We start from the raw sequence: 23,987 nt of genomic DNA on the forward strand, positions 1-23,987 counted from the left end.
GTCACGTCCCGGTGTCGGGCCGGCCCGCCGCGTCAGTGGTCCGAGGCGCGGGCGCCGCAGCGGAACGCACCGCCGCGACGGCGGATGGCTCCGGCTCAGCAGCCGTCGCATCCGCTGCGGACTCCGGCGCCGCGCCGTCGAGGGCGTCGCAGCGCGCCGACAGCGAGTACCGCAGCAGCACGACGTCGCCGATGCGGCGCGTCTCGGCCAGACGGGCGCGCCGCGCCGCGGTCCACGGAAAGCAGCCCGGCCCGACGACCCGCGGCGCACCCGCCTCGCCCACGAAGAACGGCGCCACGACGAGCTGCAGCTCGTCGACCAGATCGGCCTCGAGGAACTGCGTCAGCACGCGCCCGCCGCCCTCGACCATGAGCCGCCGCACGCCGCGCGCGCCGAGGTCGTCGAGCAGCGCCGCCATCGTGACGCATTCGCCGAGTCCGACCACCGTCGCCAGGCCGCCCAGCCGCGCACGCAGCGCGGGCGCGACGGCTGCGGGCGTGTAGACCAGCCGCGGCGCCTCACCCGTCGTGAAGAACGCGGCATCAGGCGACAGCTCGCCCGAGGCGGTGACGGTGACCTTGGTCGGCGACTCGGGCCGCCCGTACGACAGCCGGCGAGCGCGGCGCACGGTGTCGCGCACGAGCAGCCGTGGGTCGTCGCGCCGCACCGTCGAGGCGCCGACCATGATCGCATCGCTGCGGGCGCGCACCTCGTCGACGCGGTCGAGGTCCTCTGCGTTCGACATCGCGAGTCGCTGCGGTTCGGCGCTGTCGAGGTAGCCGTCGATCGACATCGCGCAGCTGAGCGTCACGTACGGCCGCTCACTCATCTCTGCTCTCCCGCCGCGTGCGCGGGCGACGCCCCGCCAGCAGCAGCAGCGCCCCGGGGGCGACCGCGATCAGTGCCAGCACCCCGAAGGCGGTCGACACCGCCACACCTGAGGCGGCCCCGGCGCCCGCCAGCGCGAACGCGACGCCCGCGACCGCCTCGCGCGGACCCCATCCGCCCACATTGACCGGAAGAGTGGATGCCGCCAGCACGACCGTCCCGGCCGACACGAGTCCGAGGAGCGAGGCGTGGATGCCGACGGCGACCCCCGCCACGACGAACAGCGCGACGAGCGCGGCGACGAAGACCACCGACGACACCACGATCGCGACGACCGCAAGCGGACGAGCGAGGACGGGGCGCAGCATCCGCCATTCCCGCTGCAGCGCGCGACGCGAGCGCGGCACGATCGCCGCGACGGCGGTGGCGGCGACGACCGCCGCCGCCACCACCCCGGCGCCCCACGCGACCGGCGCCAGTGAGGTCCCGAACCCGAGGGAGAGCACGACGACGAGCGTCAGCGCGAGCTGCACCACCTGACCGAGGACGCGTTCCGCAACGACGGCACGGGCCGCGAGCCCGACGCGGGCGTGCGCGCGGCCGTGCGCGTAGGCGCGATGCACGTCGCCGACGACCCCGCCGGGCAGCACCGCGTTGAGGAACTGCGACCGGTAGTACGCCCCGAACGCCTCGCGCCACGGCAGGTCGAGACCGAATCCCGTGGCGACGACGCGCCACCGCCACGCGGCGGCTGCCGTGGCTGCCGCGATGAGGCCGAACGCGGCGAGCACCGCCGGCGGCGACACGGCAGTGAGGCCGTGCAGAAAAGGCCCGAGCCCGACCACGACCGCCGTCGCGACGACGACCGCCACGCCGGCTGAGATCCGCACCACGGCACCGGCTCGTGGGCGGCGCGCTCCCGCTGCGCCCGGGGCGAGTCGCCCCGCCGCGGCCGCTGAGCCCGCCGCATCGGTCAGCGCGGCCATGCCAGCACATCCTCGTGACCGACGTCGACGCGCAGCGTGCCGTCCGCGATCTGAGCCTGACGCCGCGCGACATACGCGCCGGCGATTGCGCCGAGTTCGGGGCGCTGCGCCACGGCGGCTGTCACCCAGCCGTCGAGCCACTCCGCGATGAGCGCTGCATCCGACGGCCCGAGCCGCCACGGCGTCGGCTCACGGCGCACGTGCCAGCCGGCGTCGGCGAAGAGCAGGCCGAGCACCGGCACGGCCTCGGGGCCCAGCATCCGTCGTCCGTCCGCGTCGCGACGCTGGTGGTCGTTGAAGGCGGCTCCGAGACGGGCGTCGTCGCCGTCCGGCGGGTCGAGCGTCACCCGTCCGGTCACCGACAGGCTGAACAGGGCGGGAGCGCGGGCCTCGATGCACGCCGCGACGATGCGGGCGGCTTCATCGCGCGTGAGCACGTCCAGCAGGGCGGATGCCGTCACGCCGGCCGCACCGCGGAACGCTCCAAGCGGCAGGCGGTCGAGGTCTTCGAGCAGGGTGCCGACGATGACCGGTCGGCCGGCATCGTCGACGACCGACCGGAGATCGAGGTGTTCGAGGATGCGCGCGTCGCCGTCGTGCAGCACCCAGCGCTGAGGTCCCGCCAGCCGCGGGGCGAGCCAGCGGGTCATACCGCCGGTGCCTGCGCCGAGGTCGTGCAGCTCGACAGGGCCTGCGGGCAGCAGCTCGGCCAGCGCCGTGGCGAGCGGGCGGGAGCGTGCCGCGTCGTCGGCGACCGCGCGCAGATCGAGCCATGAGGGTGATGCCGTCGAGATCACGTCCGTGCCTCTTCCAGGACCCGCGCGATCGCCGCCGCCGTGTCGTTCCAGCTCGGCAGGCTCTGACGCGCCGCACGGGCCTCGCGGCGCAGGCGCTGTCGCAGCGACGGCTCACTCATCCACGCGTGGAGCGCCGCGGCGAGCACCCCGGCGTCGTCCGGACGCACGAGGATCGCTCCCCCGCCCGCGACCGTATCGGGGATGCCGCCGACATCGGCAGCCACGACCGGGATGCCGCGCGCCCGCGCCTCGGCGATCGCCATGCCCGCGCTCTCGACCCGCGAGGGCGCGACGAGCAATCCGCCGCGTCCGTACTCCGCGGCGAGTGCGGCGCGTCCGAGCACGCCGGTGAGCCGGACCCGGCCGTGGAATCGTGTCGCGTCCCGCCGCACCGCCGCGGCGAACCTCGGCGCAGCGTCAGGCGACCCGACGATCGCGCAGGTCCAGTCCTGTTCGGGCAGCTGCGCGAGCGCCGCAAGCAGCACATCCTGTCCCTTGTGCGGCGCGACCACGCCCACGCACAGCAGGTGCCTCCCGTCGCGGTCCTGACGCATTCCCCCCGCTCCCCCCGCCACGGGAGAAGGGACCTCCGGCACGGGAGAGGGGGCCGCCGCACCGGGCGACGCGATGCTCACACGGGAGGCATCCACGAGTCCGCGGCGCCCGAGCTCGCGGGCCGTCCACGCGCTCGTCACGACCACACGATGCGCCGCGGCCAGCACCGCCCGCTCGGACGCGACCTCGCCCGCGGTCACGTCCGGAAAGGCGGCCGCCACCATGTGCGCGAGCACCACCACGCGCACCCGCTCGGCAGCGTCCTCGACCGCCGCGGGCGCCCACCCGGCGACGAGACCGTCGATGAGCACCGTGGCGCCTGGCGGCGGCTGTCGCAGGGCGCGGGCGGCTGAGGCGGCATCCCTCACCTCCACGGTCGACACGTCCCACCCCGCAGCCCGCAGGCCCTCGCCCACCCGGCGGTCGTACACGTTGCCCCCGCTCACGCGCAGCGGGTCGTCGATACCGTCGGGCACGACGAAGGTCACGGTGCGTTCCGTGGCACGGTTGTCGGTGTCCCGCCGCGCACGCACCGACGGGCCGCTCACAGCGACACCTCGTAGCTCGCCGACGCGATGTGCGACTCGTGCAGGGTCACCGCGATGGCGGTGAGCCGCGAGCCGCCGAGGTCCGGCGCCCGTGCGGCGAGCCGGTCGCCGATGATCTGACACAGTCGCTCGGTTGTGGTGTTGACGCCTCGCAAGTCGGGCTCGTCGTCGAGGTTGCGGTACGACAGCGCCCCGACGATCTCACGCAGTCCGTCGGACGCTCGGCCGATGTCGACGACCACGCCGTCCTCGTCGAGCTCGTCGGCGCGGAAGGTGGCGTCGACGATGTAGGTGGCCCCGTGCAGCTGCTGCGCGGGGCCGAAGACCTCGCCGCGCAGGCTGTGGGCGATCATGAGGTGGTCGCGCACCGTGACGCCGAAGCCCATCACGCGCTCCAGTCGATCGTCTCGCACAGCTCGCCTGCGGTGCCGTCGGCGAGGGCGGCATAGACCTGCGGCAGCCGTCGCCACGACGAGGTGGCGCCCAGCAGCAGGTCGAACGTCGGATCCTCGAGCAGCCGCAGCGCCAGGGTCAGTCGCTCGCGCGTCGTACGCCGCGAGCGACGGTTCGACGCCACCGCGCCCACCTGGCTGGAGCGGATGGACAGTCGCCGCGAGTGGAAGTCCCCGCCGAGCTCGAGCGGCACCGCCTTCGCGCCGTACCAGCTGGCGACGACGACCTCGCCGTCCATCGGCGCGACACGCAGCGCCTGCTGCAGCCCCGCGCCGCTGCCACTCGCCTCGATCACGACGTCAGCGTCGATGTCGGCCTCGGCGAGCGTCTCCGAGGCGAGCGCGAACCGCACCCCCAGGCCTTCGGCCACGCGCCGCTTCGCGGGGTCGATGTCGACGATGGTGACGTCGGATCCCGGGATGCCGGCGGCCAGGCGTGCGATGGCGCAGCCGATCATTCCCGCGCCGACGACCACGACCCGGTCGCCGATCGCCGGGGCCGCGTCCCAGAGCACGTTGACCGCTGTCTCGACCGCGCCCGCGAGAACCGCCCGTCGCGCCGGCACTCCGTCGGGCACCGGCACGAGCGCGTCGGCCGGGGCGACGAACCGGGACTGGTGCGGGAACAGCGAGAACACCGTGCGCCCCTGCAGCGCGGTCGGCCCGCTCTCGACGACACCGACGTTCAGGTAGCCGTACTTGACCGGGAACGGGAAGTCCCCGTCCTGGAACGGGGCCCGCATGCGCTCGCGCTCCGACGTGGGCACCGATCCCCTCGCGATGAGCGACTCGGTGCCGCGGCTGATCCCGGTCCACAGCGTCCGCACCGACGCCTCTCCGTCACGCACCTCGGGCAGCGCCTCCGTGCGGAACTCGCCCCAGCCCGGGCCGACGGTCCACCACGCGGCGGCGGCATCCATTCTCTGGATCTGAACCGAATCGGGCACTCGCGACGTGTCACTCATGACGGCCATGAAGGGAACACGGAGCCCGCATGCGAAAAGTTCAGTGGACGCCCTGGTGGTGGGCCGGCGCCGGCAGCGTGGCCGTCCTCGGCGTCGCGGCGGTCGTGCCGATGCCGCCGGCGGGGTGGGCGGCGGGCCTGGCCTACCTCTTCGTCTCGTCGCTGCTGCTGTCGCGCGGACTCCGCCGCCGGGGCGCGACACGCTTCGGCGCGGCCAACGCCGTGACCGCGACCCGCTCGGCGCTGGTCGGGGTGGCGACGGCTCTCGTCGTCGCGAGTGTCGTGGGCGAGGCATCCCGCGCTCCGCTTCTCGTCACGATCGTGGCGGTCGCCCTCGCGCTGGACGGCGTCGACGGCTGGGTCGCGCGGCGCACCGGCACTGTGAGCGAGCTCGGCGCGCGGTTCGACATGGAGGTCGACGCGTTCCTGCTGCTCGTGCTGAGCGTGTACGACGTGCAATTCGTCGGGTGGTGGGTGCTCGCGATCGGGCTCATGCGGTACGCGTTCGTGGCGGCGGCGTGGCTGCTGCCCTTCCTCGGCCGCACGCTGCCGCACCGGTACTGGCGCAAGGTCGTGACGGCGGTCTGCGGCATCGCGCTCACGACCGTCGCCGCGCAGCTGCTGCCGCCGTTCGCGAACGTGCTCGTCGCCGCGGCCGCGCTCGCGCTGCTGCTGGAATCGTTCGGTCGCGACATCATCTGGCTCGTGCGGATGAACCGTGCGGGCGCGGAACTCGTGTCACCCGAGAAGGCCTCGGCTCGAGACGAAAGCAGGTAGGACGATGGCATCTTCGACCCCCGTGCTCCGGGTCATGCGGATCCTCAGCGCGCTCGCACTGCTCGCGGCAGGCGGCATCCACCTGTTCCTCGTGTTCGACGGCGTGGGCGGCATCCTCGGCGTGATGTTCGTGCTGAACGCCGTCGGCGCGCTCGTGCTCGCGGTCGGGATGCTGCTGCTGCGAGGCCGCTGGCTGCAGCTGGCGACAGTGCTCAGCCTGCTGTTCCTCATCGCGACGCTGCTGGCGCTGATCCTCGCCCTCACCGTCGGACTGTTCGGGATCACCGAGACGTGGGACTTCACGCTCGTGCCCGAGACGGTCATCGTCGAGTCGATCGGCATCGTGATCCTGGCCATCACGACCGTGCTGGCGCTGCGTCCGCAGCCCGTGGCGGCCGGTTAGCACCAGCTCGCAGACACTTCAACCCCCGGGCCCACGCCGGGGTCGGCGGTTAGCGTGAAGGCCTACGAAGGGGGCGAACGCTATGACCGAACGAGTGGATGCCGCCGACACCGGCCGCTACATCCCCACGACCACGCACAGCGAATGGGGCGCGGGGCATCCGCGGCTCATCGTGTCGGGCGCGGACCATTTCGAGTTCCCGCTGGAGGGTGATCGCATCACGATCGGCTCGGGAGCGGACGCCGATCTGCTGGTGGCGGGCACCGAGAAGGCGCACGCCGAGATCCGCCACGACGACCGCGACGAGTACCTCCTGCTGCTGTTCGCCGACGCAGAGACCAACACGACGCCAGAGCCTCGCGACTCCCTCGACGGCGCCGAGGCCATCGTGCTGCGCTCCGGCGCGCAGTTCCGCATGGGCGAGTGGCGTTTCACGTTCGCTCGCGACGAGTACGCCGACCACGGGCGCCCGTCCGGGGGTCGCGAAGGCGGCGAGCTCGCGGACCAGCCGCTCCAGCCGCCGCGCCCCGACTACGCCGAGAACAGCGAGAGAGGGCACGACAGCGAGGCCCGCCGCGACACGACGCCGAGCCCGGGCGACACCGGCGACGCCCGCGACATCAAGCCCGACCGCGCCTGAGGCCTGGGCGTCTCGTCACTCCCCCCGGGCTTCGTCCGCGGCGTCATCGGGGTCGAGCAGCATCTCGTCGACGAGCAGGATCCCGCCGGACGTGTTGGCGGAGTGCGCGAGCTTCTCGATCCACGCGCGGCTCAGTTCGGGAGGGTCGACGTCCTCGAAGACGAACATGAGCGGGATCGATGGATGCAGCCAGATCGTCGAGCGCCCACCGGGACCCTCATCGGGGTGCTGCCACGACAGCGTGAAGCTCTCATTCCGGCGGAGCTTGGTGGCGATCACCACCTTCAGATGCGCGAGCGTCCGATCCTCGATGTGGATCGGCATGTCCTGCGCGCCGTAGTACAGGGTTCCCATACGAGGGACGCTACCCCTCCCCGGACTCGCGGCGTCATGGGTTGTCGCTCTCGGGCGGCTCGCTCGTCGCGCCGGTCGATGGTTCGAACGGCGTCCGGGTGGCGGGTTCGACTCCTCGCGCACGGGCGTCGTCCTGTTCTTCCCCGCCAGCGAGTTCCTGCTCATCGGGCGCGGGGTCCGGTGGAGCATCCTTGGCGCGCGGCGAGCGGCCACTGGCGTGCTCCACGTAGGTGGGCAGCGAGCCCTGATCGTCCACGTCGCTCATGGCACCTCCTGTGCGGCGTCCTGACTGTCCTCCCCTGGACGATACGCACCGCCCGTGCTCACGGCCGAGGGCCTTGACAGCTCGGGCCGACCGCTCCCCGCTAGTCGTCGCGCGGCGTCGAGTGCTGCACCACGATGTCGCGCTGCGGGCCGTAGTGCAGCGGCGAGGCCACGAAGGCGACCGTGGCGACGACAGCGAGCGCCGCGACGAGTACGCAAACGCGGGTCATGACGGTCGGTGTGCGCTCGCCCGCGCCGTGACGCACAGCGAGGAAGATCGCCCACCCGGCGAGAGCGCCCGCTGTGTTGACGATGAGGTCGGTGGTGTCGAAGCTGCCGGTCGAGATGAGGTGCTGCACGGTCTCGAGCGCCAGGCTGGCTCCGAGCGCGGTCGCCCCCGCTCTCCACCATGACCAGGTCGGCGCGAGCGCCCCGATGAAGAGGCCGAACGGGACGAAGAGCACGAGGTTGATCACCAGCTCCGCCAGCATGCTGGCGCCCGCGTCGCCGTTCGCGATGAACGGCACCAGCTTGATCGGCCGGGCCATCCCGGCGGCGTCGCCGATCCACGGCACCTCGAGCTTCCACAGCACCACCCACGCCAGCAGTGCGAGATACACCGCGAACGCGAGGATCAGGATGCCGCGACGGCGGCGTGAGGGAGGGCTTGCAGGCGAGGTCACAGGGCATTCTCCCGTGGGGCGCTGGGAACGACGTGCACGAGCCGAGGCGTCGGCGGGCGGCTTGCTAGGCTCACCGGCGACGCGAGGCCGCTGCCGATGCCTCGCGGTCTTGCTTGCGTCGGAGGTCGTTCCATGTCCCATCCCTCGATCCGCGCCGTGCTCTGGGATGCGGACGGCGTCCTCCAGGACACGCCGTCAGACGTGTGGGGCTTGGCCACCTCGGTCGTGGCGCAGTTTCCGGGTGCGCTCACCGGCGCCCCGATCGATGAGGCGAGCATCCGCCGGGCCGCCGAGACGATGGGCCTCGGCGATCGGGCTGATGACGTCCTGTCGGTGTGGTGGACCTTCGATGTGCTGGCGCCGTCGCTGGCTGCCGTCGCGCGCGTGCGTGCGTCCGGTGTCCGGTGCTACCTCGCTACGAACCAGGACGCCTACCGCGCGGCGTGCATGCGTGAGAAGGCTCCGTACGACGAGGTGTTCGACGGCGCCTACTACTCGTGCCACGTCGGCGCCGCGAAGCCGGCCGCCGCGTTCTTCGAGCACATCGCGACAGACCTGGACCTCGCACCGGAGCAGCTGCTCTTCCTCGACGATCAACCGGCGAACATCGACGGTGCGCGGGGCGCCGGCCTGCACGCGGAGTGCTGGACGCACCGCGAAGGGATCCCGCAGCTGATCGACATTCTCGGTGCCCACGGCATCCGTGTCTGAGGGGGCACGCACATCGGCACCCGTTCGGTGACGGCGCGCGAGACGTGACATCAGCTAATCGGATTCCTCGGGCGGCCCGATGATCGCCTCCGGGGTGATCGCCCGTGTCCGACGGATCCTTCCCGCAGCCCATGCGGCCGTGACGAAGGAGACGATCGCGACAGCGACCGCGATGAGGACCACGGGACCATTCGCGGTGACGGCGAGCCACAGTGCTGCGACGAGAGTCGCGGAAGCGACTCCGAGGACGATCGCAGGAATCGTGTTTCGCACAGCTCACACTCTGCCGTGACATCCGGGTCCGGGCAACGGCGACCGTGCTCGCGAGCCGGCGGCCAACGGGCCCACCTCGGGCATGACGCGTGCATCCACCTCGAACCGGCCGGGCACAGCCGCCGATCCGTCGGGCACCACGGGGCGATTGCTCGTGGCAGCCGCCATCGGCTCCCATCAACGACAAAACCCCCGGAAATCCGGGGGTTTCTGTCTGTAGCAGGAGCGGGGCTTGAACCCGCGACCTCACGATTATGAGTCGTGCGCTCTCACCAACTGAGCTACCCTGCCGCACGCATCCGCGGTCGAAGAGAACGGATGTTGCGAGCCCCGAGTCAGGATTGAACTGACGACCCCTTCCTTACCATGGAAGTGCTCTGCCACTGAGCTATCGGGGCGTGCTGCCTGCCAACAGGCAACTAGAAGAGGATACCAGAGCCGCGGCCCCCTTCCGAACCGAGTCAACCCACGGTGTGGGTTCCGTCTGTGTACGTCTGCAGCCACGGCCACGGGTCGATCGGCGTGGTGCCGTTCTTCCAGATCTCGAAGTGCGTGTGGGCGCCGAACGAGCGCCCGGTGTTGCCCGTGCGGCCGATGATGGTCCCCACGGTGACGTGCTGGCCGGCGACGACCTGGAGCGAGCCGTACTGCATGTGCGCGTAGTGGCTCGACACGAGCTGACCGTCGACGATGTGGTCGATCACGACGTGCACGCCGTAGGCGCCGCCTGACTCCGACGCGATGCGCACGGTGCCGTCGGCGATCGCCTGGACGGGCGAACCGGCGCCCGGCGTGAAGTCGATGCCCTCGTGCATCCGGCCCGACCGCATTCCGAAGCCGTACGACATCGTCACGCCGACCGAGAACGGCCATTGGATGTTCGAGTTCGGGTCGTTGTGGAACAGGTTCGAGAAGTTGCGGATGCCGGCCTCGGATGCCAGCTGCGCGGTGGTGGTCGTGCCGTAGTTCTCGGTGCGGTTGAGCAGATCGCTCTGCACGTCGCCCGGCGCGACATAGGCCTGGATCTCGGACGCATCGAGCGCACCGCCCACGTCGCCCGGCGCGATCACCGAGAGCGTCGACTCGGTGCCGTTGACCGCGGCGACCGCCTCGACCGGCGTGGTCATGCCGACCGCGATCAGGCCGACGACGCCGAACACGCCGACCGAGAACGATGCGGTCGCGACGCGCCGGAAGGCGGAGCCGCGGCGCGTCTGCACGACGCGCGGCGCGGTGTGCTGCGCCTCGGGCTCAGGGGTCGCTTCGGAGGCAGGAGCGTCCGGCGCCGACTGGGTCGGCGTCTCGCCCGTGAACGAGAACAGGCGGGCCGCCGCGGCGAATTCGTCTACGCCGTCAGCCGCGGGTGCCGGAATCGGGCCGGTCAGGGGCTCGACGCGCTCGGTGCGCGGGCGCTCCGAGCGGGTGCTCTCCGCGGCGGGCTGAGGGGCTGCGACAGGCTCGGCGGTCGGTTCCGCGGCACGCACCGCCTCTGCGGCGGAAGATGCCGGCCGCACCGGCTCCGCCGCCGGAGCGACCGCAGGCTCGGATGTCCGCACCGGCTCGGGCGCACGAACCGGCTCGGGCACGGGAACTGCCGCCGCAGGCTCGGGACGCGCGGCCTGCACCGGAGCGACGGGCTCGATGACGACGGGGGCAGGGGCCGGCACCGCCGCCGCTTCGGCCGCCATGAGCTTCGCGAGCGTCTCAGCCATCCAGTCCGACGAGGTCGCGGTTGCCACAGCGCCGGCGACCGGCCGATCCTCCGCCGGGGCAGGCGCCGTGTCGACGATGGGAGCGATGAGTTCGAAGGGCTCCGCGGGCGCGAGCACGGTGTCGCGCACCGCGGGCGACTCGTCGCGCGCCATGACCTCGGCCTCGAACGCGGCGGCCGGACGCACGGGCTCGGCCGGAGCGGCCGGCGGCACCGCGACGACCGCCTGCGCGCCAGTCTGCACGCGACGCGCGCGGCGACTCAGCTGCGTTGGCGCCGGGGACGGAGAAGCGGATGACGCAGACGCTGGGGAGGTGGATGCCGCAGCCGCCGCCTGCGCCGGCGCCACAGGTGCGACGGGCTCGATGACGGGGCTCGATCCCCCGGGCAGCGAGAACGGCGCGGGCGCAGGCGTCGCGGGAGCGGAGGGAACAGAGGCCACAGGCGCGACCGGAGCCACCGGCTCCGCGGGGACGACGGGTGTGACCGCCGTGCCGCCGGCCGGCGTGGCCTCGGGCTTCGGCACCGCAGCATCCGCTCTCTTGAGCTCTGCCGCACGACCCCACACGACCGCGGGACGCTCGGGAGCAGTACCGGCTGCCTGGCGCCGCGCGGTGGCGCGGCTCGCACCCGGGGTCTCCGGCGTCGCCTGGGCAGGCGTGGCGGCGGAGCGACTGGAACGGCGCGTAGGCGCAGAGTCAGCCTGGGGAGCGTCGAAAGGCAAAGCGGCGGGGGGCTCTCGGGTCGTGCCGCGAGGGGGGTGTACGCGGCAAGGCGGTCGTTCGGGCTATGACCACCCTCGCCTTTCGGGAGGCGAAGGTAACGATCGGGTAAACGCTACACCGGAGGCCCTGGGAATGCCATGTACGGCTCGGATTTTGTTCGTGCCTTTTCGTGAGGATTCGATGAGATGCCGGTCACTGAAGTCCCGCGGCGGCGGCGAGTCGGTCGAAGATCGCCGGCGTGGCCGCGACGATGAGCGGCGAGCGTCCCGACCCGTCCGGCTGGTTGCGGCCGTAGCGCCCGCCCGCCTCGGTCACGAGCAGCGACCCTGCAGCGAGATCCCACGGCGCGAGTCCGCGCTCGAAGTAGCCGTCCAGTCGACCGGCGGCGACGTACGCGTGATCGAGCGCGGCCGACCCGCCCCGCCGCAGATCGCGCGCGACGAGCGGCATGACGTGCGCGATGAGTTCGAGGTCGCCGGGGCGCGTGGCGGGGTCGTAGCCGAACCCTGTCGCGAGCAGGGCCCCGGCGGGCCCGACCTCCGCGTTGACCGCCAGCCGCCGGTCGCCGAGCCATGCGCCCTCCCCACGCGCAGCACGGAACATCTCCCCCGCGACCGGCGCGTAGACCGCTCCGGCGACGACCTGCCAGGTCTCCGGCGCCGGCTCGCCGGTCACGGCCGCGATGCTCACGGAGTACTGGGGGATGCCGTACGCATAGTTCACCGTCCCGTCGATCGGGTCGACCACCCACGTGATGCCTGACGTGCCGCGCTCGGCCCCGGTTTCTTCGCCGACGAATCCGTCATCGGGACGCTCGGTCGCGAGGCGCGCGCGGATCAACGCCTCGACCTCACGATCGGCCTCGGTGACGATGTCGGCGAGCGCGGACTTGGTCGCCGCGATCGCGACACCGGCCTCGCGACGCGTGCGGGCGAGGTGGCCCGCCTCGTAGGCGATGTCGACGGCGAGGGGTTCGAGCTCAGAGGCGAGGGTCATGCCTCCACGCTATTGGCCCTGGTGCCCGCTGCGGGTCACGGCTGGTGCGGCGGGAGCGGAGGCGGAGGCGGGTACCCCTCGTATCCGGATGCCGCACCGTGCGTCTGCGGTCCGACCGGCGCCTGCGACGCCACAGGCGCCGACGGCGCAACGGGCGACGGAGCCGGAGCATCCACGACCGAGGGGCCCGGCTGCGCCGGCGCGGGCCACTGCGGAGCGGCCGGGGCGGCTTCGACCTGCGGCGCGTGCTGCGCCGCGGGCACCTGCGGCGCGAGCGGAGCGAACACGTGGGCGCCCGGCGTCGGGTGACCGGTGTAGTACGCGTTCCAGTCGGGCGAGCCGTCCGGCAGCATCGGCAGCGGGGTGACGGCGTCGATGTAGGTCGGCCAGGGCAGCAGCTCGGCGTGGCCCGCGGGCTGCACACCGTATGCGGGCGCATGCACGCGCGGCTTCTTCGGCGCGAACAGCACGTTGACCAGGGGCACGAGGGCCGTTCCCACGGCGGCGAGGATCGCCACCGCGACCGTGATGCGCCAGTACAGCTCGGCCAGGTTCAGCCACTCTCCGAAGGCGAGCGGGATGATCAGCAGCGCGGCGAGCGCGACGACGAGCGAGATCGTGGCGATCGTCACGACGCGGGTGAAGGTCGTCTCGTAGCGGCGGAAGGCCTTGAGGAACAGCCGCACGTGCAGCAGCACGAGCTGCAGGATGAGGACGATCAGCAGGAACTGGATGAACCGCGAGAACCCGAGCCACGGATAGCGGTCCGGCATCCAGATCATGATCGCGCCGAGCAGAAGCGCGATGATCCAGCTGCCGAGGCTCGCCAACGCGTACCAGGCGGGGCGCGACGGAGCCAGATGCGCGTCGAGGATCGCGACGCCGGCGAAGGCGACGAGCAGAAGGATCGTCAGGAATGCGCGGCCGATGATGCCGTTCTGCGAACCGACGAGCACCCACACCACGCACACCAGGGCGGCGGCGATGAGGGCGCCGATGGCGACCCAGATGGCGGCACGCAGCAGCGGCGAGATCGAAGACTCCGGGCGGGCGGGCGGCGCCGGCGCGTAGGGAGACGACGCGTACGGGTCGGGCACGGTCATGGCGTTCCTCTCGTGTCGCGGGCCGACGACCCGCTTCCCCAATCCTGACACGCCCACGGTGCGCGTGCAGAGGCGATCCCGCCCGCCATGGCGACGGCATCCGTCCCTCCGTCCACGCGATGCGCGCGGCTAGCATGAGCCGATGCAGAGCGCACGGTCGCGCGACGTCGATGTCGCCATCGTCGGCGGCGGCCACAACGCCCTCGTCGCCGCCGCCTATCTCGCCCGCGCCGGGTACCGCGTGGCCGTGCTGGAACGGCTGGAGCACGTCGGCGGAGCCGCGGTGTCCGAGCGCCCGTGGACCGGCGTCGACGCGCGGGTGTCGCGCTACTCGTACCTCGTGAGCCTGCTGCCTCGTCGCATCATCGACGACCTCGGGCTCGACGTCCGGCTGCGCCGACGACGGATCTCGTCGTACACCCCCGACCCGGATGCACCCGAGCACGGACTGCTCGTCGACACCGCCGATCCGACGGCAACGGCAGAGTCGTTCGCCCGTGCGACCGGCGACGAGCGCGAGGCCGGGCGGTTCGCGGCCTTCTACGAGCGGCTCGCTCCCCTCGCGCGCACGCTGTTCCCGACGATGACCGAACCGCTGCCGCGCGCGGCCGACGTGCGCGCGGCCGTGGGCGACGACGCCCTGTGGAGCGCCGTCGTCGAGCAACCGCTCGGCGTGCACCTGCGCGCGTCGCTGCGCACGGAGCTGGCACGCGGGGTCGCGCTGACCGACGCGCTCATCGGGACGTTCGCGACCGCCGACGACCCGTCGCTGCGGCAGAACCGGTGCTTCCTGTACCACGTCATCGGCGGCGGAACCGGCGACTGGGACGTTCCGATCGGCGGCATGGGCCAGGTGTCGGGTGCCCTGCGCGATGCCGCGCTGTGCGCGGGCGCCGAGCTCGTGACCGGCGCCGAGGTCACGGCGGTCAGCCCCGACGGCGAGGTGTCGATCGGCGACGGCGAGTCGGTCGTGCGTGCCCGGCTGGTGCTCAGCGGCGTCGGCGAGGCGGTGCTGAAGAGACTGATGGATGCCGCCGGCACCGGCTCCTCGGCGGATGCGGCCGCGGCGCCCGAGGGCGCCCAGCTCAAGGTCAACATGCTGCTCTCGCGGCTGCCGCGGCTGCGCGACACCTCCGTGGATGCCGCTGCGGCGTTCTCGGGAACCTTCCACATCAACGAGACGATGACCCAGCTCGACCGCGCCCACGACGATGCCACCGCCGGTCGCGTGCCGTCCCCGCTTCCGGCGGAGGTGTACTGCCACTCGCTGACCGACCCGTCGATCCTCGGCGGCGCGCTGCGCGCCTCCGGCGCGCAGACGCTCACGCTCTTCGGCCTGCAGGTGCCGCACCGGCTGATTGCGGGTGCCGCCCCCGACGCGCGCCGCGCCGAGCTGCTCGCTGCGGCGGAGGCAAGTCTCGACTCGGTGCTCGCGGAGCCGCTGCGCGACGTGCTGTTCCGCGCACCCGACGGCGAGCCGTGCCTCGAGGCGCGCACGACCCTCGACCTCGAGCGGTCTCTCGGCATGGTCGGCGGCGACATCTTCCACGGCGGGCTGGACTGGCCGTGGGCCGGCGACGACGAACCGCTCGACTCCCCCGCTCGCGCGTGGGGCGTCGCGACCGCGCACGAGCGCGTCCTGCTGTGCGGTTCCAGTGCCCGTCGCGGCGGCGCCGTCAGCGGCATCGGCGGCCACAACGCCGCGATGGCGGCGCTGGCCCTGCTGGCGCGCTGACTCGGATCCAGCCCGGAGACCACGAAACGCCCCACGAGGGGGCGTTCACGTTGGTGGCGAGTGAGGGATTCGAACCCCCGAAGTCTAAGACGGCTGATTTACAGTCAGATCCCTTTGGCCGCTTGGGTAACTCGCCAGGTGCGCACCCGCCCGGCTTTTCCAGTCGATCGGAGGCGCGATCCACAATCTTACGCGTAGATCGGCGAGGTCAGAAATCGAGCCCTCTCACGTGCCCAGCAGGTCCAGATCCATACCGCTCAGCGCGCTCGGCGTGCGCAGCAGGGCGCCTTCGAACCGGCACGTCGCGGCGGCGGCATCCATCGCGGTCTGCAGCACCGCCTCCCACGCCTCGTCGTCCGCGGGAGCACCGGCGACCAGGGCGGCGACGGTCGCCGCGAACGCGGCGTCGCCGGCCCCCATCGTGTCGACGATGCGCCCGGGCAGGTTCGAGATCGGACGGGTGACCACGACCTCACCTGCTTCGAGGGTGGCGCCGGCGGCGCCCTCGGTCGCGAGCACCGACTTCGCCCCGAGGTCGATCAGTCGGGCCCGCAGCACGTCGAGGCGATCGCCGTAGAGCAGGTCGGCGTCGTCCTCGCCGACCTTCACCAGCGCCGCCCCGGCGGCGAGCGCCTCGAATCCCCGGACGAACTGCGCCCTGTCGTGCATCATTCCCGAGCGCGGATTGGGGTCGAGGGCGAGTCGTGCGCCGGATTCGGCGATGGCGTCGGCGAGTTCGGCCGTCTGCTCGTCGTCGTCGAGCGCGACGCAGCTGACGACCACGAAGTCGGCAGTCGACATCGCCGCACGCTCGGCCTCGCCGAACCGGATGCGACGCCTCTGCGCGGCCTCGTTGAAGACGTAGCTCGGCTCGCCGCGTCCGGTGCGGGTCGACACGGCGCGGGCTGTGCCGAACAGCGAGGGCGTCGCGATGAGGCTCACGCCGTAGTCGTCGAGGTAGCGACGCACGCGCGACGCCGGCTCGTCGTCGCCGAGCATCGCGATGAGCGTCGCCGGGATGCCGAGCCGCGACAGGCCGACCGCGACGTTGAGCGCTGCACCGCCGACGAACTCGCGCACGCCGTGGTCGTCGCGCAGCTCGTCGATGAGCGCATCGCCGACGACCACGACGGTCATCGGCGGACGCCCGCCGTCTCGAGCACGCGGCCCACGAACGCCTCGGTGCGCCGCCTCGTGCCGTCGATCTTGAGGTCGACGCTCGCCCGCACCTCGTTGGGCGCGAGCGGGGCGGCCAGCCGCACGTTCTCGTGGCACGACAGGTCGGCGCAGATGTACGTGCCGACGCTGTCGCCGTGGGCTCCGGCATCCCCGGCCCTGCGCGCCGTGTACATCACGACCTGATCGGCGGGCTGCATCGTGTGGCACAGGTTGCACATCGCGGCACGCGCATGCGACGACCCCTCGGCGGCGCGCATCACGATGCCGGCAGGGCGACCGTCGATCTCAGCCACGACGTAGCCGCGGCCGCGCGTGCGCGGATCCCGCCACGCCAGGAAGTCGAGGTGATCCCAATCCGTCAGGACGAAATCGGCCGGCAGGGCGACGAGTCTCAGCTCGTCGGGTGAGGCGTTCACGAACGACGAACGCACGTCTTCTTCGGTCAGCGGGCGCATGGCACCTCCTCGCCGCCCCAGTCTACGAACAGCGATCCTCGCCGCCACCTTTTTGCGCCGGCTCGCGAGACCGGGGTCAGGCTCCGGGCACCACCACGCCGGGCAGCGCCCACACCGCGAACGCCGGGCCCTCGGCTGACAGCACGACCGATCCGTCGTCGCCGACGCCGAGCGTCGCGTCCCCGTACACGGCCTCGGCCGCCACGGCACCGGGCAGCGCGCCCGCGGGGACGACGGCATCCACATCGCCCTTCGCCGCCAGCACGAGCAGCGTCTCGTCGGCGGACTCGCGCACGAACACGACGCTGTCGTCGTCGACGTGCACCCACCGCAGGCCGCCGGTCGACAGCGTCGGATGGGCGCGGCGCAGCGCGATCAGGTCGCGGTACAGCGCGATCCGCTCCGCCACCGCCGGAGCAGACTCGGTACCCCACGGCATGGGTGTGCGGCTGGCTTCCCCGTCGACGCCGACGAGGCCGAACTCGTCACCGGCGAACACGACGGGCAGACCCGGCAGCGTCATCATGAGCCCCGCCGCGACCGGCACCGCGCCGGGTGCCGCGTTGGTCGCGAAGCGGCCGGTGTCGTGCGTGTCGAGCGGCTGCATGTTGCCCAGGCGCACGCGCCACGGGATGCCGGCGGTGAATCGCACGACGGCATCCACGAACTGACGCGCGGTATAGCGAGGGATGCCGCCGATCGGCTGGGTGAAGAACCAGGGTTCGGTCTGCGTGGAACCGTCCCATGCGACGTAAGGCGCGTGCGTGGGCTCGGACAGCCAGCCCCACACCGGGCGCGTGAACGACGGATAGGTCATCGCGCCGTGCCAGCCGTCGCCCTGCAGATCGCTCGCGGCGTCGTTCGTCGACTCGCCGAGCAGGATCGCGTCGGGGTTGATCTCGTGCATGCGCCGGCGCAGCAGGTCGCGCACCTGCGCGTTCAGGTCGACCGCTCCCAGGCGCCCGGTCATGTTGGCGACGTCGATGCGCCAGCCGTCGATCGAGAACGGCGGCTGCAGCCACTTCGCGACCACCGAGTCGGGCGCCTCGACGAACCGGCGGCGCAGCTCCTGCGACGACCAGTCGAACTTGGGGAGCGTGTCATGGCCGAGCCACGACTCGTACGCGGTGTTGTCGTCGTTGGTGAAGTAGTAGAACTCCTGCTCGGGCGCCCCCGGGTTCCCGTACGCGGCGCGGAACCACTCGTGACGATCGCCGGAGTGGTTGCTGGTCAGATCGCCGATGACGCGGATGCCGCGAGCATGCGCCGCCTCGATCAGCCTCAGATACGCCTCGTCGCCGCCCAGCAGCTCGTCGACGCGGTCGAAGCTCGACGCGTCGTAGCGGTGGTTCGAGGCCGCAGGGAAGATCGGGGTGAGGTACAGCAGGTCGACGCCGAGCGCGACGAGATGGTCGAGCTTCTCGACGACGCCGTCGAGGTCGCCGCCGTAGAACTGGTGGGAGCGGGCCGGCACGACCGGGTTCACCGGCTCGTCCCACGCGGCAGGCATCGCCCAGTCCGGGGTCGGCCGGTCGTCGGCCTGCGCGGACCGCGCGAACCGGTCGGGGAACACCTGGTACATCACCGACGAGGTGAGCCAGGCCGGCGGGGCCGGGGTCGCGACCAGCGCGAAGTCCTCGGCGTCGAGCGTCTCGATGCCGTGCAGGCCGGTCTGGTTCAGCCACTCGACACGGCCGTCCTCATGAAGAAGCACCCAGCGGTAGCCGTGCCTGGGGTTGCGCACCGTGACCGGCGCCTGCCACCAGTCCCAGGCGCCGTCCGAGCCGAGCAGGACGGCATCCGTCCACTCCGGCTCGTGATCGGGGTTCGACCGCGTCCGCACGGCGGCGAGCGGGCCGTAGCCTGCCGGCACGCGCAGGCGCACCTGCACCACGTCGCCGAGAGCGGGCGCCGCGTCCGACACATACAGCGGGGATCCGTCGTGGTGGGGCTGCAGACTCGTCATGCGCCGACCTTTCGTGAGGGTGTCATGATCGCACGCACCTGCGACACGCGGATGAACGCGGATGCCGCATCCCGGGCATGCCGGATGCGGCATCCGATCGATCAGCCCTTGGTCGCCCCGGCCGTCAGGCCGCCGACGATGTACTTCTGCAGGAACAGGAACAGCACGACGACCGGGATGGCCGCCATCACGGCACCAGCCGAGAACGCCGCCCAGTCCGAATAGCGGGGGTTCGACACCAGCTTGGTGAGACCCACGACAAGCGTCTGCTTGTCGGAGTCGATCAGCATGACGCTCGCGATCATGAACTCGTTCACGATGCCGATGAACGCCAGCAGGCCCACGACCGCGAGGATCGGCGCGACCAGACGCAGGATGATCGTGAAGAAGATGCGGGCGTGACCGGCGCCGTCGATCTTGGCGGCCTCGTCGAGCTCTTTGGGGATCGTGTTGAAGAAGCCGTACATGAGGTAGGTGTTCACGCCCAGCGCGCCACCCAGGTAGATCAGGATCAGTCCGCTCAGTGTGTTCAGGCCGATCGCGGGGAACCAGTCGCCGATCGCGCTGAACATGAGGAAGATCGCGACGACGGCCAGCAGCTGCGGGAACATCTGCACGACGACGATCGTGACGAGGCCGACGCGCCGTCCGGTGAAGCGCATCCGCGAGAACGCGTATGCGGCCAAGGCGCCGATGAACACCATCGTGAATCCGGTGACGAGCGCCACGATCATAGTGTTCAGGAACCAGGTCGGGTACGGCACCGACGGATCGGTCAGGATGCGCACGTAGGCGTCGAACCCGACCTGCGAGAACAGCGCATTGCTGCCGATCAGGGTTCCGTTCGGGTTGAGCGACGCCGACAGCACATACAACAGCGGGAAGATCGCGAACACCGATACGACGATCGCGACGACGTGGCGCCAGCCGGTGTCGGCGAACCACCGGCCGAACGACCGGCGACGAGCCGGGCGCTCTGCGGGAGCGGACGGCGTCATCCCCGCCGTGGCCGTCTCGAACTGTTCGGCGGTGCCGCCTGCGAAGACGGCGAGCGTGGCGTTCTGCGCCACCGTCTTGTCCGGGTGCGGGAGTCGGTCCTGTTCGTCAGCCATGTCAGTTCAGCTCCTCAAGGGCCTTGGTCTTACGGAAACTGAGGATCGCGATCGCCGCGACCACGATGAAGATCAAGATCGTGAACGCCGACGCGAGTCCGTAGTCGCGGTTCTGACCGGTGAACGCCACCTTGTAGACCATCGAGATCAGCAAGTCCGTATGTCCGACCGGAATCGACACGTCTTCGAACCGCGGTCCGCCGCCGGTGAGCATGTAGATCAGGTTGAAGTTGTTGAAGTTGAACGCGAAGGATGCGATCAGCAGCGGCGTGACCGTCACCAGCAGCAGCGGCAGCTTGATGCGACGGAAGATCTGCCACGGGTTCGCCCCATCCATCACCCCGGCTTCGTTGACCTCTTCGGGGATGGCCTGCAGCGCACCCATGCACACCAGGAACATGTAGGGGAAGCCGAGCCAGAGGTTCACGATCAACACCGACACCTTGGCCAGCACCGGGTCGGTCAGCCAGGGGATCTCGGCTCCCCCGAGCAGCACCTGGTTGATGAAGCCGAAGCTCTTGTTCATCATGCCGGCCCAGATCAGCGCGGAAAGGAACGCGGGGAACGCGTAGGGCAGGATCATCATGATTCGGTAGCCGTTCTTGAACCGCATGCGCTTGTTCTGGAACACCAGCGCGAGCAGCAGTCCGAGGAAGAACGTGGTTGCGACCGACAGTGCGGCGAACACGAAGGTCCATGCAGTGACGGCCAGCAGCGGACCTCGGATCGAGGCATCCGTCACCGCACGCACGAAGTTGTCGAAGCCGACGAACACCTGCCAGCCGGGCATCAGCTGCTCACCGGTCTCGGAGGTGAACGCACCTTCGCCGGTGTCGGCGTAGACCGTGCCGGTGGTCAGATCGGTCATCGTGTCGGCGTCGGCGTCGTACGCGAGAGTCGACGTGTACAGGTAGCCCTTCTGTCCGTCCTGTGTGCGGATCGCCCCGTCGTTGGGGTCGTCGCTGAACGGAACCGCGAGCTGTTCCACTTCGCTGCTGCGCCGCAGCACGTCGGCGAAGGTCAGCGTGGCCCATCCGTCGACCGTGTCGTCTGCGGTCACATCGACCGGCTCGAGCGGCTGAGTGTTCGTCCCGAGGGACACTTCGCCGTCGGTCGGGTCGGTGACGAGCAGGCCGAGCTCGTTGAAGCGCTCGACCACGCTCACGTCGTAGGTGGGTGAATCCTCGACCCGGACCAGCGACGAGCGCATGAGCGACGCGATCGCCTGGTCTTTCGACCCGTTGTGGCCGGTGCCGTAGTTGGTGAAGCCGATGTAAGACGTGTAGACGAGAGTGAAGATCTGGAATGCGACGAGCAGGATGATGCCGGGCGCAAGGTACTTGGCGGGAATCCGCTTGCGTGAGAAGTAGATCCAGTTGACGACGATCGTGACTGCCGCCACGACGGCGAGCACGAGCCACTCGTTGTGCAGGAAGAGCACGAAGACGGCGTAAAGGGCGACGGCGTCGACGATCGCGAGCAGCGCGATCTTCAGCACGAGCCAGCGGGTCTTGCCGCTCGCGGCGTCGGCGATGCGTGCGGCGCTGCGCTCACGCGGCGTCTGTGGCGGCGTCTTCTCGCCAGTCTCAGAGGCGACGGTGTCGGTCATGGGGCGTCCTCATCATCGGGACCGGGACGGATGCCGGCGGCATCCGTCCCGGTCGCGTTCGCGGTCGATGCGACCGCAGTGACTTACTTGTTGATTGCGGCCGTGACGTCGTCCGTGAGCTTCTGCCACGTCGTCGTCGGGTCCGCGCCGTTGATGATGGCGGCCTCGGCGATGCCCCAGTACTGCCACACCGAACCCATGGCCGGGATCGCGGGCATCGGGACCGCGTCGGCACCGACCTTCTGGAAGCCGGCGACGATCGGGTCGGCAGCAGCGGTGTCGGCGGCAGCCTTCAGCGCCGGAAGGACGTTGCCAGCCTTGAACAGGTCGAGCTGGACGTCCTCGGTGCCGATGTAGTTGACGAGGAAGTCGTTCGCTGCGACCTTGTTCTTCGACTCCGAGCTCACGAAGAAGCCCTTGACGCCGGCGAACGGCGAGGCGACCTCACCGGTCGGGCTGGGGATCTGGTCGATAGCGACGTTGACGCCGGCGTCGGTGGCCGCGCTGACGTTCCACGGGCCGGTCAGCCAGAAGGCAGCCTCGCCGCCGAGGAACTTGGTCTTGGCGATGTCGGCGTCGACGTCGGTGTTGAGCGTGCCTGCGGCACCCTGCGCACCCAGCCAGTTGGCGAACTCGAAGCCACCCTCGTTGCCGATCTGCAGGTCGGTCGGGTCGTAGTTGCCCTCGGCGTCGGTGCCGAACACCGGTGCGCCGAACGCGGTCTGGAACGGGTACAGGTGGTACGGGTTGCCCTCGACACCCTGCTCGACCACGAACGGCGTGGCGAGGCCTGCGGCGGTGCCCTTGGCGATCATGTCATCGAAGCTGGTCGCAGGCTCGGGGATGAGGTCCGCGTTGCGCAGGATCGCGATGTTCTCGACCGCGTACGGAAGCATGTAGGTCGTGCCTTCGTAGGTCGACGCCTGCAGCGCGACGGGCAGGTAGTCCTCGGCCGAGTCGCCGAGTTCGATCGGCGCGACGATGCCGTTGGTCGTCAGCTCGCCGAGCCAGTCGTGCGCACCCATGACGACATCCGGCCCCTTGCCCGTGGGCACCTGCTGGATGAAGTCGTCCTTGATGTCGGCGTTGTCCTTGCCGACGAGCTTGACCGTGACACCGGTCTTGTCTTCGTAGGCCGCGACGGCGCCCTTCATGGCGTCGACGCGCTCGGTGTCGACCCAGACGGTCAGCGTCGTCGTGTCGGAGTCGTCCTTGCTGCTGTCGTCCGACGCGTTGCTGCTCGAGCAGCCCGCGAGGATGATCGACGCGACGGCGATGCCGCCGATCGCGAGCCAGCTCTTCTTGTTCACCTTCATCGGTGCAGTGCCTCTCTGGAGTACTGAGTGAGTCCGGCCGCACTGCCGGGGCGCGACAGTGCGGGGTTCGACTCGTTTCGCTGCGATTGCAAGCGCTTACATTCTGCATCGACAGGCGATATATGGCAACACCGGCCCTCGATCGATATCTCGCCGTGACTTTGCGCACGCTCATGGAACCGCTTGCATGCCCATGTCTGCGTGGAACCGCTTGCAGCGGCATCCACCTCTCCCCCACTTCCCGCGCACGGTCCGACGCCCGCGGATAGAATTCCCGGCATGGCTGACAGCTCCTTTGACATCGTCTCGAAAGTCGACCACCAGGAGGCCGACAACGCTCTGAACCAGGCCCGCAAGGAGGTCGAGCAGCGCTACGACTTCAAGGGCACGAACGCCTCGATCGAGTGGAGCGGCGAGGCTGTGCTCATCAAGGCCAGCACCGAGGAACGCGCGAAGGCTGTGCTCGACGTCTTCCAGTCGAAGCTCATCAAGCGCGGCATCTCACTGAAGAGCCTCGAGTCCGGCGATCCGGTCGCCGGCAGCAAGGAGTACCGCATCACCTCGACGATCAAGGACGGCATCTCGTCCGAGAACGCGAAGAAGATCTCCAAGATCATCCGCGACGAAGGCCCGAAGTCCGTGAAGTCGCAGATCCAGGGCGACGAGCTGCGCGTGCAGTCCAAGTCGCGCGACGACCTGCAGGAGGTCCAGCGCCTGCTCAAGGCGGCCGACCTGGACGTCGATCTGCAATTCGTCAACTACCGCTGACGGAGACCGCGAGGGAGTGGATGCCGCGAGCCGCGGCATCCACTCCCTCGGTCATCTGCGGTGAACGAGCCGTCAGC

24 protein-coding genes and 3 tRNA genes are annotated in these 23,987 nt (G+C 70.8%); 6 read left to right on the forward strand and 21 right to left on the reverse strand.

Features of this window, described 5'->3' with window-relative positions:
• Position 1: 1 nt before the first annotated feature.
• Genes IF188_RS01035 through IF188_RS01060 form a run of 6 tightly spaced genes read right to left on the reverse strand, consistent with a single transcriptional unit; the run spans position 2 to position 5,113 of the window.
• Positions 2 to 829, reverse strand: a complete 828-nt coding sequence (locus tag IF188_RS01035; protein ID WP_191169926.1) for a RibD family protein — start codon at positions 827 to 829, stop codon at positions 2 to 4.
• The gene (locus tag IF188_RS01040) at positions 822 to 1,814 is read right to left on the reverse strand and encodes a lysylphosphatidylglycerol synthase transmembrane domain-containing protein (protein WP_191169927.1); all 993 of its coding nucleotides are present in this window, start codon (positions 1,812 to 1,814) and stop codon (positions 822 to 824) included. Before IF188_RS01040 ends, IF188_RS01035 begins: the two co-directional genes overlap by 8 nt.
• A complete protein-coding gene (locus IF188_RS01045) occupies positions 1,802 to 2,611 on the reverse strand; it encodes an SAM-dependent methyltransferase (RefSeq protein WP_191169928.1) in 810 nt (269 codons plus the stop codon). Before IF188_RS01045 ends, IF188_RS01040 begins: the two co-directional genes overlap by 13 nt.
• Positions 2,608 to 3,714 (reverse strand): glycosyltransferase family 4 protein, encoded by a 1,107-nt coding sequence (locus IF188_RS20450; RefSeq protein WP_318152696.1) that lies wholly within the window; start codon positions 3,712 to 3,714, stop codon positions 2,608 to 2,610. Before IF188_RS20450 ends, IF188_RS01045 begins: the two co-directional genes overlap by 4 nt.
• Positions 3,711 to 4,127: a 6-pyruvoyl trahydropterin synthase family protein gene (locus IF188_RS01055; RefSeq protein ID WP_318152697.1), complete on the reverse strand. Its 417-nt coding sequence runs from the start codon at positions 4,125 to 4,127 to the stop codon at positions 3,711 to 3,713. The genes IF188_RS20450 and IF188_RS01055 overlap by 4 nt, the downstream gene beginning before the upstream one ends.
• On the reverse strand, positions 4,100 to 5,113 hold the full coding sequence (locus IF188_RS01060; RefSeq protein WP_318152698.1) for a zinc-dependent alcohol dehydrogenase: 1,014 nt from the start codon (positions 5,111 to 5,113) through the stop codon (positions 4,100 to 4,102). Before IF188_RS01060 ends, IF188_RS01055 begins: the two co-directional genes overlap by 28 nt.
• A gap of 47 nt (positions 5,114 to 5,160) precedes the next feature.
• On the opposite strand from IF188_RS01060, the gene IF188_RS01065 reads away from it, so the two are divergent.
• The 3 genes from IF188_RS01065 to IF188_RS01075 all read left to right on the forward strand — a co-directional run bounded on the left by IF188_RS01065 (position 5,161) and on the right by IF188_RS01075 (position 6,950).
• Positions 5,161 to 5,907, forward strand: coding sequence for a CDP-alcohol phosphatidyltransferase family protein (locus IF188_RS01065; protein WP_191169929.1), 747 nt, complete (start codon positions 5,161 to 5,163; stop codon positions 5,905 to 5,907).
• 4 nt (positions 5,908 to 5,911) lie between these two features.
• Positions 5,912 to 6,310, forward strand: a complete 399-nt coding sequence (locus IF188_RS01070) for a hypothetical protein (protein WP_191169930.1) — start codon at positions 5,912 to 5,914, stop codon at positions 6,308 to 6,310.
• Positions 6,311 to 6,392: 82 nt separating this feature from the next.
• On the forward strand, positions 6,393 to 6,950 hold the full coding sequence (locus IF188_RS01075) for an FHA domain-containing protein (protein ID WP_191169931.1): 558 nt from the start codon (positions 6,393 to 6,395) through the stop codon (positions 6,948 to 6,950).
• A gap of 15 nt (positions 6,951 to 6,965) precedes the next feature.
• Here the strand turns inward: IF188_RS01075 and IF188_RS01080 are convergent, their stop codons facing one another.
• From IF188_RS01080 to IF188_RS01090, 3 genes are all read right to left on the reverse strand, one after another.
• Positions 6,966 to 7,304 (reverse strand): DUF7882 family protein, encoded by a 339-nt coding sequence (locus IF188_RS01080; RefSeq protein ID WP_191169932.1) that lies wholly within the window; start codon positions 7,302 to 7,304, stop codon positions 6,966 to 6,968.
• A 34-nt stretch (positions 7,305 to 7,338) separates the two neighbouring features.
• Positions 7,339 to 7,569: a hypothetical protein gene (locus IF188_RS01085; protein ID WP_191169933.1), complete on the reverse strand. Its 231-nt coding sequence runs from the start codon at positions 7,567 to 7,569 to the stop codon at positions 7,339 to 7,341.
• A 100-nt stretch (positions 7,570 to 7,669) separates the two neighbouring features.
• Positions 7,670 to 8,251, reverse strand: coding sequence for a VanZ family protein (locus tag IF188_RS01090; RefSeq protein WP_191169934.1), 582 nt, complete (start codon positions 8,249 to 8,251; stop codon positions 7,670 to 7,672).
• Positions 8,252 to 8,383: 132 nt separating this feature from the next.
• Here IF188_RS01090 and IF188_RS01095 point away from each other — a divergent pair, with 132 nt between their 5' ends.
• The gene (locus IF188_RS01095; protein ID WP_191169935.1) at positions 8,384 to 8,962 is read left to right on the forward strand and encodes an HAD-IA family hydrolase; all 579 of its coding nucleotides are present in this window, start codon (positions 8,384 to 8,386) and stop codon (positions 8,960 to 8,962) included.
• A gap of 490 nt (positions 8,963 to 9,452) precedes the next feature.
• Here IF188_RS01095 and IF188_RS01100 read toward each other — a convergent pair.
• From IF188_RS01100 to IF188_RS01120, 5 genes are all read right to left on the reverse strand, one after another.
• Positions 9,453 to 9,526, reverse strand: a tRNA-Met gene (locus IF188_RS01100).
• A gap of 35 nt (positions 9,527 to 9,561) precedes the next feature.
• Positions 9,562 to 9,633: transfer RNA gene (locus IF188_RS01105), tRNA-Thr, on the reverse strand.
• 63 nt (positions 9,634 to 9,696) lie between these two features.
• Positions 9,697 to 11,472 carry a peptidoglycan DD-metalloendopeptidase family protein gene (locus IF188_RS01110; protein WP_318152699.1) on the reverse strand — a complete coding sequence of 592 codons (1,776 nt, stop codon included), beginning with the start codon at positions 11,470 to 11,472 and terminating at the stop codon, positions 9,697 to 9,699.
• 391 nt (positions 11,473 to 11,863) lie between these two features.
• Positions 11,864 to 12,667, reverse strand: coding sequence for an inositol monophosphatase family protein (locus IF188_RS01115; RefSeq protein ID WP_191169936.1), 804 nt, complete (start codon positions 12,665 to 12,667; stop codon positions 11,864 to 11,866).
• A gap of 35 nt (positions 12,668 to 12,702) precedes the next feature.
• Positions 12,703 to 13,770, reverse strand: coding sequence for a hypothetical protein (locus IF188_RS01120; protein ID WP_191169937.1), 1,068 nt, complete (start codon positions 13,768 to 13,770; stop codon positions 12,703 to 12,705).
• A 142-nt stretch (positions 13,771 to 13,912) separates the two neighbouring features.
• Here IF188_RS01120 and IF188_RS01125 point away from each other — a divergent pair, with 142 nt between their 5' ends.
• Entirely contained in the window at positions 13,913 to 15,505 is a 1,593-nt protein-coding gene (locus IF188_RS01125; RefSeq protein WP_191169938.1) for a phytoene desaturase family protein, read from the forward strand.
• Between the two features lie 51 nt (positions 15,506 to 15,556).
• Here the strand turns inward: IF188_RS01125 and IF188_RS01130 are convergent.
• The 7 genes from IF188_RS01130 to IF188_RS01160 all read right to left on the reverse strand — a co-directional run bounded on the left by IF188_RS01130 (position 15,557) and on the right by IF188_RS01160 (position 23,142).
• Positions 15,557 to 15,641 (reverse strand) — tRNA-Tyr (locus IF188_RS01130).
• 89 nt (positions 15,642 to 15,730) lie between these two features.
• Entirely contained in the window at positions 15,731 to 16,642 is a 912-nt protein-coding gene (locus IF188_RS01135; RefSeq protein WP_191169939.1) for a PfkB family carbohydrate kinase, read from the reverse strand.
• Entirely contained in the window at positions 16,639 to 17,139 is a 501-nt protein-coding gene (locus IF188_RS01140) for an FBP domain-containing protein (RefSeq protein WP_191169940.1), read from the reverse strand. Before IF188_RS01140 ends, IF188_RS01135 begins: the two co-directional genes overlap by 4 nt.
• A 76-nt stretch (positions 17,140 to 17,215) precedes the next feature.
• Positions 17,216 to 19,105, reverse strand: a complete 1,890-nt coding sequence (locus IF188_RS01145; protein WP_191169941.1) for a glycoside hydrolase family 13 protein — start codon at positions 19,103 to 19,105, stop codon at positions 17,216 to 17,218.
• A 101-nt stretch (positions 19,106 to 19,206) separates the two neighbouring features.
• A complete protein-coding gene (locus IF188_RS01150; RefSeq protein ID WP_191170292.1) occupies positions 19,207 to 20,103 on the reverse strand; it encodes a sugar ABC transporter permease in 897 nt (298 codons plus the stop codon).
• 115 nt (positions 20,104 to 20,218) lie between these two features.
• A complete protein-coding gene (gene malF, locus IF188_RS01155; RefSeq protein WP_191169942.1) occupies positions 20,219 to 21,826 on the reverse strand; it encodes a maltose ABC transporter permease MalF in 1,608 nt (535 codons plus the stop codon).
• Positions 21,827 to 21,909: 83 nt separating this feature from the next.
• Positions 21,910 to 23,142, reverse strand: coding sequence for a sugar ABC transporter substrate-binding protein (locus IF188_RS01160; RefSeq protein ID WP_191169943.1), 1,233 nt, complete (start codon positions 23,140 to 23,142; stop codon positions 21,910 to 21,912).
• A 279-nt stretch (positions 23,143 to 23,421) separates the two neighbouring features.
• Between IF188_RS01160 and IF188_RS01165 the strand changes: the two genes are divergently transcribed.
• Complete coding sequence (locus IF188_RS01165) at positions 23,422 to 23,910, forward strand: YajQ family cyclic di-GMP-binding protein (RefSeq protein ID WP_191169944.1); 489 nt, start codon at positions 23,422 to 23,424, stop codon at positions 23,908 to 23,910.
• Positions 23,911 to 23,987: the final 77 nt, after the last annotated feature.

Source organism: Microbacterium helvum (assembly GCF_014779795.1).
GTDB lineage: Bacteria > Actinomycetota > Actinomycetes > Actinomycetales > Microbacteriaceae > Microbacterium > Microbacterium helvum.

What these genes read in the sequence shown, in the direction of transcription:
- IF188_RS01035 (WP_191169926.1), bottom strand. Translation starts at nt 829, where the DNA reads ATGAGTGAGCGGCCGTACGTGACGCTCAGCTGCGCGATGTCGATCGAC.
- IF188_RS01040 (WP_191169927.1), bottom strand. Translation starts at nt 1,814, where the DNA reads ATGGCCGCGCTGACCGATGCGGCGGGCTCAGCGGCCGCGGCGGGGCGA.
- IF188_RS01065 (WP_191169929.1), top strand. Translation starts at nt 5,161, where the DNA reads ATGCGAAAAGTTCAGTGGACGCCCTGGTGGTGGGCCGGCGCCGGCAGC.
- IF188_RS01070 (WP_191169930.1), top strand. Translation starts at nt 5,912, where the DNA reads ATGGCATCTTCGACCCCCGTGCTCCGGGTCATGCGGATCCTCAGCGCG.
- IF188_RS01075 (WP_191169931.1), top strand. Translation starts at nt 6,393, where the DNA reads ATGACCGAACGAGTGGATGCCGCCGACACCGGCCGCTACATCCCCACG.
- IF188_RS01080 (WP_191169932.1), bottom strand. Translation starts at nt 7,304, where the DNA reads ATGGGAACCCTGTACTACGGCGCGCAGGACATGCCGATCCACATCGAG.
- IF188_RS01085 (WP_191169933.1), bottom strand. Translation starts at nt 7,569, where the DNA reads ATGAGCGACGTGGACGATCAGGGCTCGCTGCCCACCTACGTGGAGCAC.
- IF188_RS01095 (WP_191169935.1), top strand. Translation starts at nt 8,384, where the DNA reads ATGTCCCATCCCTCGATCCGCGCCGTGCTCTGGGATGCGGACGGCGTC.
- IF188_RS01115 (WP_191169936.1), bottom strand. Translation starts at nt 12,667, where the DNA reads ATGACCCTCGCCTCTGAGCTCGAACCCCTCGCCGTCGACATCGCCTAC.
- IF188_RS01120 (WP_191169937.1), bottom strand. Translation starts at nt 13,770, where the DNA reads ATGACCGTGCCCGACCCGTACGCGTCGTCTCCCTACGCGCCGGCGCCG.
- IF188_RS01125 (WP_191169938.1), top strand. Translation starts at nt 13,913, where the DNA reads ATGCAGAGCGCACGGTCGCGCGACGTCGATGTCGCCATCGTCGGCGGC.
- IF188_RS01135 (WP_191169939.1), bottom strand. Translation starts at nt 16,642, where the DNA reads ATGACCGTCGTGGTCGTCGGCGATGCGCTCATCGACGAGCTGCGCGAC.
- IF188_RS01140 (WP_191169940.1), bottom strand. Translation starts at nt 17,139, where the DNA reads ATGCGCCCGCTGACCGAAGAAGACGTGCGTTCGTCGTTCGTGAACGCC.
- IF188_RS01145 (WP_191169941.1), bottom strand. Translation starts at nt 19,105, where the DNA reads ATGACGAGTCTGCAGCCCCACCACGACGGATCCCCGCTGTATGTGTCG.
- IF188_RS01150 (WP_191170292.1), bottom strand. Translation starts at nt 20,103, where the DNA reads ATGACGCCGTCCGCTCCCGCAGAGCGCCCGGCTCGTCGCCGGTCGTTC.
- malF (WP_191169942.1), bottom strand. Translation starts at nt 21,826, where the DNA reads ATGACCGACACCGTCGCCTCTGAGACTGGCGAGAAGACGCCGCCACAG.
- IF188_RS01160 (WP_191169943.1), bottom strand. Translation starts at nt 23,142, where the DNA reads ATGAAGGTGAACAAGAAGAGCTGGCTCGCGATCGGCGGCATCGCCGTC.
- IF188_RS01165 (WP_191169944.1), top strand. Translation starts at nt 23,422, where the DNA reads ATGGCTGACAGCTCCTTTGACATCGTCTCGAAAGTCGACCACCAGGAG.